Source organism: Parablautia sp. Marseille-Q6255, from assembly GCF_951230155.1.
Taxonomy (GTDB): Bacteria; Bacillota; Clostridia; order Lachnospirales; family Lachnospiraceae; genus Choladousia.
In genome coordinates, this window is record NZ_CATNVD010000008.1 from 86,262 (window position 1) to 98,725 (window position 12,464).

The following is a 12,464-nucleotide window of genomic DNA, read 5'->3' on the forward strand; positions in this document are numbered from 1 at the left end:
AATGACATTTGAAGAAAAGTATGGGAAGATTTTATTACCGCTGATTACGCCGTATGGGGTGGACGAGGAAGTTGATTATATTCAATATGAAAAACTAATTAATTATGTAATTGATCAGAATGTGTGTGATTCACTTATTGTTACAGGGACTACAGGCGAAGCAAGTTTGTTGACATTCGATGAGCGAGTAAAATTGATGGAAACAGCAGTAAAGGCCGCAAAAGGTAGGAAACCTGTAATAGCGGGCACAGGGTGTGCATCTACAAAAGAGACAATCGCGCTGACAAAAAAGGCAGAAGAGCTTGGCATTGAATTGGCACTTGTGGTGGTTCCATTTTATAATAAACCAACACAGGAGGGTGTTTATAATCATTATAAACAACTAGCAGATAACGTAAATATTGATATTCTTTTGTATAATATTCCGGTATTTGTAGGTATTAATCTTGAACCAGAGACAGTTGGTCGTTTAGCTGCGATTAAAAATATTGTAGGTGTAAAAGATGAAGCTGGTATTAATCCAACACAGGTAACAGATTTCTTCTTGGCGACTGAGAAGGTAGATCCGGATTTTGTGGTATTTAATGGTGATGATATTATGTTACTCCCAACTATTGTACAGGGAGCTATGGGCATCGTTAGTGGAGGAGCACATATTTTTGGACATGAAATCAGAGAGATATTTGATGCGTTTGATAAGGGCGAGAATAAGAAAGCAAAAGAACTATTCATGCCTATTTACAAGGTATGCAAGGCATGTGGACAAAATGGTCGTATTCTTCCAAATTCTATTCTCAGACCTACAATTGAATTGCTTACTGGCATCAAGTTGGGTCCAGCAAGAAGCCCATTGGCACCGGCAACTGAAGAAGAGATGGAAGTAATGAAAAAAATTCTTAAAGAAATTGGAAAACTTTCATAAATAAGACTGTGAAATGCCCTGCAAAAACAATACGTGAAAACGGATGATTTGCAGGGTATTTTTGGAGGAGGAAGAAAATATATGGATTTTGCAAAGGAGTCATTAAAATTACATAGGGAATGGGGCGGCAAGATAGAGGTCATATCGCGAGTGCCAGTGGCATCTAGAGAGGATTTGTCATTAGCATATACACCAGGAGTGGCACAACCGTGCCTCGAAATACAAAAAGATATTGATAAAAGTTATGAATTGACAAGAAGAAATAATATGTGTCTTGTTGTGACAGATGGAACTGCAGTACTTGGACTGGGAGATATAGGGCCAGAAGCTGGAATGCCTGTTATGGAAGGAAAATGTGTGCTATTTAAGGAATTTGGCGGTGTAGATGCATTTCCACTTTGTGTAAAAACAAAAGATGTGGATGAGTTTGTCAATACAGTCTATATGATTTCAGGAAGTTTTGGCGGTATTAATCTTGAAGATATTTCTGCACCTCGATGTTTTGAAATTGAAAAAAAATTAAAAGAAAAATGTGATATTCCAGTTTTTCATGATGATCAGCATGGAACAGCTATTATTACTTTGGCAGGGCTCACTAATGCGTTGAAAGTAGTAAAAAAGAAAAAAGAGGAGGTAAACATTGTTGTAAGTGGAGCAGGTGCAGCGGCAATTTCTATTACGAAATTACTCTTGGCTGATGGATATCAAGATATTACCTTGTGTGATAGGACTGGAGCAATATATAAGGGGCGTCAAAGAGGAATGAACTCGATAAAAGAAGAAATAGCTCATTTAACCAATAAAAATCAATGTAGAGGTTCATTGGAAGATGCTATAAACGGAGCAGATATTTTCATTGGTGTCAGTGCGCCAAAAGTATTAACAAAAGAGATGGTGCGTAAGATGAATAAAGATGCAATTATCTTTGCATGTGCCAATCCAACGCCAGAAATTTTCCCAGATGAGGCGAAGGCGGCAGGCGCATGCGTATGCGCAACTGGCCGTAGCGATTTTCCTAATCAGATTAATAATGTATTAGCATTTCCAGGGATTTTTCGTGGAACATTTGATGTAAGGGCGAGTGAAATTAATGATGAAATGAAGATAGCTGCAGCTTATGCATTAGCAGGCTTAATTACAAAGGAAGAACTCAATGCAGATTATATTATTCCACAGGCTTTTGACCTGAGAGTAGGAAAAGCAGTTGCAACGGCTGTGGCTGCAGCAGCTAGAAGGACTGGTGTAGCAAAAATCTGATGAATGCCGGGATTATGTTGCAATTACAAATTACAATGTTTATTATTCTAGCAGTAGGGATTATTTGCACTAAAATAAAGGTTTTTACTGCAATAGGAAGAAAAACAGTGACTGATATATTTATTGATATTATGATTCCTAGCAGTATTATTTCGGCATTTAGAAAAAGTTTTTCCTTCGAGACGTTGGAAAAAGGATTATGGATGGCGGCTGCATATACATGTACCCTTACATTTTGCTGGCTAATAGGAAAAGTGGCTTATAGAAATGTCGAGCATAGTAAGCAAGGGATTTTAAAATATGCAACAATTATTAGTAATGCTCAGTTTATGGGATTTCCCATAATACAGGCTATTATGGGAGAAGAAGGATTGGTTCTTGCGTCTATGGCAATGATTCCAGGATCCATATTTACTTGGACAGTTGCATTGGGACAATTTACAAAAATTAATAGATACGAGGGCTTAAAGAACACATTGCTCCATCCATGCTTTTGCTCAGTAATCATCGGAATATGTTTAGGATTATTTAGAGTGCCTCTTTATTCAGGCATTTATGCTGCACTTGAGTACTTAGGTTCTTGTGTAATGCCAGTATCTATGTTGATTATTGGATCTATTTTATCAGAAGTAAATTTAAAATCTATATTAGATTGGAAGTTGTATTACTTTAGCATTATTCGTTTACTTGCAATTCCTTTGACGATGTTTTTTGTTTTTAGTATAGTAAAAATAGATCCATCTGTTAGAAATACGATTGTGCTCATGTCTGCTATGCCTGCTGGTACGGTGACAGCTATTTTAGCTGAAAAGCACGAGGCAGATGCACAATTTGCTTCATGTTTAATTTTTATTTCAACATTATTGAGTATTATTACACTTCCATGTTTGCTAATATTCCTATTTTGAAGTTTTGAAAATATGTATATGTAATAGCTGTTATCTCCTGTAATGGTGATAGCAGCTATTCTATTTATACTACTGGTATTATTTTTCATAACAAAATTAAAACAGATTAACTCAAATAAGGAAGAAGTTTTTAAAATAGTTTAAATGTTTTCTTCAAGAATCTTCCTATCAGGTCTTGCGTTTGCAAGGAAAGTATTCTAAACTGATAGGGCACACAAAATGAAATGGATATTTTATATTTATATAGAAGCCGAAATGGCAGGGGAGGAATCTATTATGAAAATTGTGGTTTTGGCAGGCGGTATCAGTACAGAGCGTGACGTCTCGATCGTATCCGGCACGATGATCTGTAAGGGACTGCGTGAAAAGGGGCATCAGGCGGTACTGCTGGATGTGTACTGCGGAGATGAGAGGATCACGGAAGAGGATTTTGCCAATGAGGAGCGGCTGTTCCCGAAGGAGTATGATGTAGAGGCTGCGGCAGCGTACATGCGCTCCTTTAATGAGCAGATCGCGCAGCTGAAAAAGACGAGAAAGCAGTTCTTTGGTGCGAATGTGCTCCGCCTGTGTGAAGCGGCAGAGGTTGTATTTATGGGGCTGCACGGTGAGGATGGAGAAGGCGGAAAGGTACAGGCGGTATTTGATCTGATGGGCATCCGCTATACGGGATCCGGTGCGCTTGGCAGTGCAGTGGCGATGGATAAGGGACTGTCCCGCAGGCTGTTTGCGGCGCAGGGAGTGCCTACGGCAAAGGGGATGACGGTCAAACGCGGGGAGCAGCGGCTGACACCTTCTGAGAATGGTATCGGACTTCCGTGCGTGGTGAAGCCGTGCTGCGGCGGTTCGAGCGTGGGTGTGGAGATCGCACGCACAGAAGAGGAGTATACGCATGCGCTCGATGTAGCGTTTGGGTATGAAGAAGAAGTGGTGGTAGAGCAGTACATTGCAGGACGTGAGTTTTCAGTCGGCGTTGTGGATGGAGAGGCTTATCCGGTCATTGAGATCGCACCGCTTGAGGGCTTCTATGATTATACGAACAAGTATAAGGCAGGAGCGACCATCGAGACGTGTCCGGCCAGCCTTGATGAGGCAAAGACAAAGGAAATGCAGCGGTATGCCGAGATGGCGTTCCGGGCGCTGAAGCTGGAGTGCTATGCACGCATGGATTTTATGATGGACAGGGACGAAAATCTGTACTGTCTGGAAGCAAATACTCTGCCGGGGATGACGCCGACAAGTCTTCTTCCACAGGAGGCGCGTGTGCTGGGGATGGATTTTGCGCAGCTTTGTGAACATCTGATCGAGGTATCTGTGCGCTGATGACCGGACGGTTATAAGAGAGTTGGAGGAAGCTATGAAAGGTTTGACATTGAGCCGTATCGCGCAGGTGTGCGGCGGTACATACATCGGAAAGCAGGAGGATGCGGACCGGGAGGTGACAGGGATTACGACAGACAGCCGCCAGGCAAAGCCGGGGTGTCTGTTTGCAGCGATAAAGGGAGAGCGTGTGGATGGCCATGCGTTCATCCCGCAGGTTTTTGAAAAGGGCGCCCTGTGTGTGATCTCAGAGCACAGGCTGGAGAAGCCGGAAGGAAACTACATACTTGTGGAGGAGACGCTCGCCGCACTTGGCGCGATCGCCCGGGAGTATCTGGATCAGCTTGGGCTTCCGGTAGTCGGGATCACCGGAAGCGTCGGCAAGACGAGCACGAAAGAGATGATAGCGGCCGTGCTGTCTCAGAAGTACCGCGTGCTGAAAACAGCGGGGAATTTTAATAATGAGCTGGGGCTTCCTCTGACAGTTTTCCGTCTGAGTGAGGAAGATGAGATCGCTGTCCTTGAAATGGGGATCAGTGACTTTGGAGAAATGCATCGCCTGGCGGGGATCGCACAGCCGGATACATGCGTGATCACGAATATCGGGCAGTGCCATCTGGAAAATCTCGGAGATCGGGATGGGATTTTGCGTGCCAAGACAGAGATTTTTGATTTTTTGCGCCCGGATGGGCATATTATATTAAATGGAGATGACGATAAGCTGGCATCTATATCGGAGGTGAAGGGGATCGCCCCTGTTTTCTTTGGCATTGGGAAAGAGAATGAGATCTTTGCAGATTCTATTGAGAAACGGGGATTTGACGGGATCTCATGCCGGATCCATACAAAGCAGGGCAGCTTTACTACGCTGATCCCGATCCCGGGGATCCATATGGTCATGAATGCGCTGGCAGGTACAGCAGTCGGACTGCATTATGGGTTGAGTATGGAACAGATCCGGGCAGGGATCGAGAGTCTTAAACCGGTCAGCGGCCGTTTTAACATTCTGCATACAGAGCGCTGTACGATCATTGACGACTGCTACAATGCCAATCCGGTGTCTATGCGGGCCTCTCTGGAGGTGCTTCAGGACGGTCTGGGACGCAAGGTGGCGATCCTTGGCGATATGGGAGAGCTGGGAGAGAATGAGACGGAGCTTCACCGCAGTGTGGGGATGTTTGCCGGAGCGCTTGCGATCGACTGCTGTATCTGTGTCGGACCGCTGTGCCGGGCACTGGCAGACGGTATCCAGAGCGTCAATCAGAAAATGGAGGTTCTGTCATTCGACAACCTGCAGCAGCTCCTTGGCAGACTGCCGGGGCTTGTTTTGGAGGGAGATACGGTTTTGGTAAAGGCTTCTCATTTTATGCATTTTGAAAAGGTAGTAGAAAGTCTGAAAAATATGTAAATGCAGGTGATGAGACGCTTTCGGGAACGATGCACCAAAAGGAGAAAAGCATGTATATAATAGCAGGTCTGGGAAATCCAGGAAATAACTATACGCACACACGCCACAATGCCGGATTCGAGGCGATTGACCGGCTGGCGGACCGGTACCGGATCGATATCAGTACCAGAAAATTTCAGGCGCTGTGCGGAAGCGGCGTGATCGAGGGGCAGAAGGTGCTGCTCGTAAAGCCGCAGACGTATATGAACCTGAGCGGAGAAAGCCTGCGGGCAGCCTGTGACTTTTATAAGATCGATCCGGAGGAGGAGCTGATCGTTTTGTATGACGATATCAGTCTTGCGCCAGGACAGCTCCGCATCCGGGCAAAGGGGAGCGCAGGAGGACACAATGGCATCAAAAGCATCATCGCTCATGTCGGAACACAGGTATTTAAACGGGTAAAGATCGGAGTCGGAGAAAAGCCGGCGGGCTATGATCTGGCAGATTACGTGCTCGGTCATTTCTCAAAGGAGGAATGGGCAGTCATGGAGGAAGCATTTGGACGTGCGGCCCGGGCGGCGGCAGGTCTGGTCTGTGAAGATGTGCAGAGTGTGATGAATGAGTTTAACAAGGCCGCACGGTAACGTCAGGATCTGTGGACAGAAGCTGCGGTCAGCAAATAAAAAGCGCCGGTAAAGACCGCGGCAGAGGAAGCGGGCAGCGGCGGCGCAGCAGGAAAGGAGCGTTATGGAAGCATTTTTGACGCCCATGCAGCAATTGGGTGAATTTGAAGAGATAAGCACAAGGATGGCCGGTAATCGTGGAATGATCCAGGTTACCGGCTGCATTGACTCTCAGAAGCCGCATTTTATTTACTGCGCGGGGGAGCAGTTTCGGCGCACGGTCCTTTTGAAGCAGGAGCCGGAGCCGCGGTTTGCCACTGTGATCCTTACGTACAATGACCTGCGGGCAAAAGAGATTTATGAGAATTACAGGTTCTTTGACCGTGATGTGCTGTACTTTCCGGCAAAGGATCTGATTTTTTTCCAGGCGGATATCCACAGCAATCTGCTGGAGCAGCAGCGCATCGCGGTGCTCAAAGCTCTGATTGAAAAACGTCAGATCACAGTCGTGACGACAGTGGCGGCGTGCATGAATCATCTTGTCTCCTTTGAGCAGTGGAAAAAACACATCCGCACGGTCGAAGTGGGGGATGAGCTCGACATTGAAACACTCAAGACAGAGCTGGTCGCACTTGGCTATGAGCGGACGGGGCAGGTCGAGGGCCCCGGACAGTTTGCGGTACGCGGAGGGATCATTGATATTTATCCGCTCACAGAGGAAAATCCGGTGCGTATCGAGCTGTGGGGCGAGGAGGTCGATTCCCTGCGCAGCTTTGACGCAGAGAGCCAGCGTTCGATTGAGAACATGGATCAGGTACAGATCTATCCGGCAGCAGAGCTGATCCCTGACGCCCGGCAAAGGCAGCAGGCGCTGGAGCGGATCAAAAAGGAGGCAGACCGGGCGGCAGCTGTTTTTCGAAAAGAAGGAAAGAACGAGGAAGCAGCGCGCATCCGGGATCTGCTGGAGAACTGCCGCGACAGCCTGGAGGAGCTGGCAGAGCCGCTCTCAATGGAAGGATTTATTGATTACTTTTTTGAAAAACAGACAACCTTTCTTGATTATTTTGATAAGGAACATACGCTGTTTTTCGTAGATGAGCCGAATCGTGTGCTGGAAGCCGGGCAGGCTGTGGAGACAGAGTTTCGCGAGAGTATGCAGCACAGACTGGAAAAGGGCTATGTTTTGCCGGGACAGTCGGGACTGCTGTTTTCTTATCAGGAGTTTGCGGCAGCGGTCTGTGCCGGCAATGCGCTGGGACTGTGCACGCTGGAAAATGCGAGAGCACCGTTTCACGTTTCCGGCAAATACAGCCTGACTGTGCATGCAGTCAATCCGTACAACAACAGCTTTGAATTTCTCGTCAAGGATCTGAAACGCTGGAAGCAGGAGGGATACCGGGTGATCCTGATGTCTGCGTCGCGGACAAGAGGAAGCCGCCTGGCGGGAGATCTGCTGGCAGAGGGACTTACAAGCTATTACACAGAGGATCCCGGGCGGGAGGTACTGCCGGGAGAGATTCTGATCACGTACGGACATGCGCAAAAGGGATATGAGTATCCGCTGATCAAGTTTGTCGTTATTTCAGAGAGTGATATTTTCGGGCAGAGTCAGAAAAAGAGGAAAAAGCACAAAAAATATGACGGAAAGAGGATCAGCAGCTTTACCGAGCTGTCAGTCGGCGATTTTGTCGTACACGAGAATCACGGACTCGGTGTTTACCGGGGAATAGAAAAGGTTGAGGTCGACCGCATCACAAAGGACTATATGAAGATCGAGTATGCCGGGGGCAGCAATCTCTATGTGCCTGCGACGCAGCTTGATGTGATCCAGAAGTATGCGGATGGCGACGCAAAGCCGCCGAAGCTCAATAAGCTGGGGACACAGGAGTGGAGCCGCACAAAGTCCCGTGTAAAAGGAGCCGTGCGCATCATTGCGCAGGATCTGGTGGATCTGTATGCGCAGCGGCAGAATCAGAAAGGCTTTGCTTACAGCGAAGATACCGTATGGCAGCATGAATTTGAAGAGATGTTCCCATTTGAGGAGACGGAGGATCAGCTGACAGCGATCGAGGCGGTCAAGCAGGATATGCAGAGTACGAAGATCATGGACCGCCTGATCTGCGGCGACGTCGGGTACGGCAAGACAGAGATCGCGATCCGCGCGGCATTTAAGGCGGTGCAGGACGGAAAGCAGGTCGCATACCTCGTGCCGACCACGATCCTTGCCCAGCAGCATTATAATACCTTTGTGCAGCGCATGAAGGATTTTCCGGTGCGGGTGGATCTGATGTGCCGCTTCCGTACCGCAGCGGAGCAGAAGCATACGATCACGGATCTGAAAAAGGGCATGGTCGACATCGTGGTCGGGACGCACAGGCTTCTGTCAAAGGATGTGCAGTATAAGGATCTCGGGCTGCTGATCATTGATGAGGAGCAGCGGTTTGGAGTAGCGCACAAAGAAAAGCTGAAGCAGCTGAAAAAAGACGTTGATGTGATCACACTGACAGCGACCCCGATCCCGCGTACGCTCCACATGAGCCTGATCGGCATCCGTGATATGAGCGTACTGGAGGAAGCGCCGCAGGAGCGTGTACCGATACAGACGTATGTCATGGAATATAATGAGGAGATGGTGCGCGAGGCGATCTGCAGAGAGCTTTCCCGGGGCGGTCAGGTGTATTATGTATACAATCGTGTGAATTCCATTGTGGAGATGACAAATACGATCGCAAATCTCGTTCCGCAGGCCCACGTCGGCTTCGCGCACGGACAGATGAAGGAGCGCGAGCTGGAGGCTGTGATGTACGACTTTATCAACGGGGATATTGACGTACTGGTGACGACTACCATCATTGAGACGGGACTGGATATTTCCAATGTAAATACGATGATCATCCACGACGCGGACAATATGGGGCTGTCCCAGCTGTATCAGCTGCGCGGACGTGTCGGGCGGTCGAACCGGACCTCCTATGCGTTTTTGATGTACCGCCGCAATAAAATGCTCAAGGAGATTGCGGAAAAACGCCTGTCCGCGATCAGAGAGTTTACAGAGCTTGGCAGCGGATTTAAAATCGCGATGCGGGATCTGGAGATCCGCGGAGCGGGAAATCTGCTTGGAAGCGAGCAGCACGGCCATATGGCGGCAGTCGGCTATGATCTTTACTGCAAGCTTCTGAATGAATCTGTGAAAGAGCTGCAGGGCATGGAAGAGCCGAAGGAGGAGTACGAGACAGTCATCGACCTGGATGTGGATGCACATATCCCGGACCGCTATATCAGCAATGAGTTCCATAAGCTCGACACGTATAAGCGCATCGCGGGGATCCAGAACGAGGAAGAGTATGACGATATGCTGGAGGAACTGATGGACCGCTTCGGCGAGCTGCCGCGCAGCGTCCAGAACCTCCTGATGATCGCAAGGCTGCGCGCGCTTGCGCATGATGCGTATATCACAGAGCTTACGCAAAAGGGTGAGGAGATCCGGCTTGTCATGTATGAGAAAGCAAGGATCGATACCACGAAGATCGACGGCCTGCTCAGGGAGTACAGGGGACGGCTGAAATTTAAAATAGATACGAATCCGTACTTTCTGTATACGAGGCCGCGCGTCAGCAAAAACGAGAGCGACGATATTTTCCGGACGGTCAGAGAGCTTCTTGAGGCGGTGAAGAAGCTTTGCGAATAGAAGCGCTGCAGTAGCTGTGCAGATTAGGGAAAACAGCTCTTGCGGGATGCCGCAAAAACGATTATAATGATAAAATGAATTTGTTCAGGAGGGTATGCGTAAGAGTTCGCATATCCTGCCTGTTTGGCGCTCTCAGAAGGGCCAAAGAATGGAGGATATGAAGATGAAGGGTTTAAAGAAAGCGGCTGCGCTGGGACTGTGCACAGGTCTGGTAGTGACATCTCTTGCAGGCTGCTCAAAAAAAGCAGAATTTGATGCAGAAGCGACAGCGATCACAGTAAATGATGATACGATCCCGGTTGGGGTCATGAATTTCGCGATCCGCTACAATCAGGCAAACTATGAATCTCTGTATATGTCCCTCGGACTGACAGATCCATTTAATCAGGATATGTATGGGGCGGGCACGACGCTGGGAGACGATATGAAGAGTCTGATGACGACGGAACTGACCCAGGCGCTGCTGGCCGAGCAGAAAATGGAGGAGTATGATGTAGCGCTTACCGATGAGCAGAAGAACTCCATCACATCTGCCGCAAAAACATTTGTGGAAGCGAACGATGAAGAGGTGCTTAAAGAGCTCGGAACTACACAGGAGCATGTGGAGCGTTATCTGGAGCTGTCTATGGAGCGCATTCTGATGGAAGAGCAGATGAGCGCAGACGTCGACACAGAAGTATCCGATGAGGAGGCCGCTCAGAGAAAGATCCAGTACACCCTGTTTACACCGATCACAGATGAGCAGCTGGAGGCTCAGACGGAGACAGAGACAGAAGCAGCGGAGACGGAAGCGGCAGTGGAGACAGAGACGGAAGCAGCGGAGACAGAGACGGAAGCGGCAGTGGAGACAGAGACGGAAGCAGCAGCGGAAACAGAGACAGAAACGGCAGCGGAGACAGAAGCAGCAACAGAGGCAGAGAGTGAAACTGCAGGGCTGACAGAGAAGGAAGACGTAAAGACGCAGAGCGCGGACGAGACAGAAAGCGAAGCGCAGACAGATGCCCAGACGGAGGCAGAAAGCGAAGCGCAGTCAGACGCCGAGACAGAGACGGAAACAGAAACAGAAGATCCGGAAGCTGTGGAGGCAATGGAGAGAGCCCGTGTACAGGCAGAAGAAATGCTGAAAAAGCTTAAAGACGGGGAAGAGTTTGAAAAGGCAGCAGAGGATATGGGTAAGACGGCATCAAGCACAACGTTTGGCGCGGATTATTCCATTACAGAGCTTGTAGAGGCTACGGACGGACTGGCAGACGGTACGCTGGTTGGGGCTCCAGTCAAGACGGAAAGCGGATATTATGTAGTCAGAGTTGTTTCTGAGTTTGACCGTGAAGCGACAGACGCGAAGAAAGAGACGATCGTAGAACAGCGCAGACAGGAGCAGATTTCTTCTCTTTATACACAGTGGCAGGAAGAAGCGAAAGTCTCTGCAGATGAAAAGGTAATTGAAACGATCACGTTTGATTATCATCTGACACAGCCGACAGAGGCTCAGACAGAAGCTGTCAGCGAGGCGCAGACACAGGCAGAAAGCGAGACTGCCGCACAGGCCGAGACACAGACAGAAAGCGAGACTGCTGCACAGGCAGAAATGCAGACAGAAAGTGAGACTGCTGCACAGGCAGAAACGCAGACAGAAAGCGAGACTGCTGCACAGGCCGAGACGCAGACAGAAAGCGAGACCACTGTACAGTAAAAAGCGCACCGCGAGGAGGTAGGATCATGGAAGCACTGGAAAATATCAGGACACGCAGGAGTATCAGACGTTTTAAGGAAGAAATGATACCGGAAGATATTCTGGAGCGGATCATAGACGCAGGTACACATGCTCCGACAGCGATGAACCGGCAGTCGCCGATCATCATTGCAGTTACCAATAAGGAGGTGCGTGACCGGATCTCGCGTCTCAATGCACAGATTATGGGAACCTCCGGTGATCCTTTTTACAAAGCGCCGGTGATCCTGGTCGTGCTGGCAGATAAGTCCTGTGCGAACCGGGTATATGATGGAAGCCTTGTTATGGCAAACCTGATGCTGGCTGCACATGACCAGGGTATAGGAAGCTGCTGGATACACAGAGCGAAGGAAGAGTTTGAAAGCGAAGAGGGGAAAGCACTTCTGCGTTCGCTCGGCATAGAGGGCGAATACGAAGGGATCGGTCACTGTGCGCTGGGATATATAGACGGGGAATATCCGTCAGAGCCGCAGCGAAAAGATAACTGGGTATATTATGTAAAGTGACAAAGCGTTTTGACATGCAGCGCCGGTGGTGAGGACCACCGGCGCTTTTATAATACAGGTTCTCACTTTCTTTTAAGAAATCCTTAGAAATAAAACAGTTGCATGGGGCATGTTGGCACGCTAT

Annotated in this window: 9 protein-coding genes; all 9 read left to right on the forward strand. The window is 48.4% G+C overall.

Annotated features, from left to right (window positions below; genetic code table 11):
• Position 1 precedes the first annotated feature (1 nt).
• Positions 2–922: a 4-hydroxy-tetrahydrodipicolinate synthase gene (gene dapA, locus QOX44_RS07505; RefSeq protein ID WP_283682384.1), complete on the forward strand. Its 921-nt coding sequence runs from the start codon at positions 2–4 to the stop codon at positions 920–922.
• A gap of 81 nt (positions 923–1,003) precedes the next feature.
• Positions 1,004–2,179 carry an NAD(P)-dependent malic enzyme gene (locus QOX44_RS07510; protein WP_283682385.1) on the forward strand — a complete coding sequence of 392 codons (1,176 nt, stop codon included), beginning with the start codon at positions 1,004–1,006 and terminating at the stop codon, positions 2,177–2,179.
• On the forward strand, positions 2,179–3,087 hold the full coding sequence (locus QOX44_RS07515) for an AEC family transporter (RefSeq protein WP_283682387.1): 909 nt from the start codon (positions 2,179–2,181) through the stop codon (positions 3,085–3,087). The genes QOX44_RS07510 and QOX44_RS07515 overlap by 1 nt, the downstream gene beginning before the upstream one ends.
• Before the next feature lie 276 nt (positions 3,088–3,363).
• Entirely contained in the window at positions 3,364–4,407 is a 1,044-nt protein-coding gene (locus QOX44_RS07520) for a D-alanine--D-alanine ligase family protein (RefSeq protein ID WP_283682389.1), read from the forward strand.
• Between the two features lie 34 nt (positions 4,408–4,441).
• Positions 4,442–5,812, forward strand: a complete 1,371-nt coding sequence (locus QOX44_RS07525; RefSeq protein WP_283682391.1) for a UDP-N-acetylmuramoyl-tripeptide--D-alanyl-D-alanine ligase — start codon at positions 4,442–4,444, stop codon at positions 5,810–5,812.
• 50 nt (positions 5,813–5,862) lie between these two features.
• Entirely contained in the window at positions 5,863–6,435 is a 573-nt protein-coding gene (gene pth, locus QOX44_RS07530; RefSeq protein ID WP_283682392.1) for an aminoacyl-tRNA hydrolase, read from the forward strand.
• Positions 6,436–6,538: 103 nt separating this feature from the next.
• Positions 6,539–10,102, forward strand: a complete 3,564-nt coding sequence (mfd, locus tag QOX44_RS07535; protein WP_283682394.1) for a transcription-repair coupling factor — start codon at positions 6,539–6,541, stop codon at positions 10,100–10,102.
• Between the two features lie 163 nt (positions 10,103–10,265).
• Positions 10,266–11,795, forward strand: a complete 1,530-nt coding sequence (locus QOX44_RS07540; protein WP_283682395.1) for a peptidylprolyl isomerase — start codon at positions 10,266–10,268, stop codon at positions 11,793–11,795.
• A gap of 26 nt (positions 11,796–11,821) precedes the next feature.
• Entirely contained in the window at positions 11,822–12,340 is a 519-nt protein-coding gene (locus QOX44_RS07545; RefSeq protein WP_331488350.1) for a nitroreductase, read from the forward strand.
• Positions 12,341–12,464: the final 124 nt, after the last annotated feature.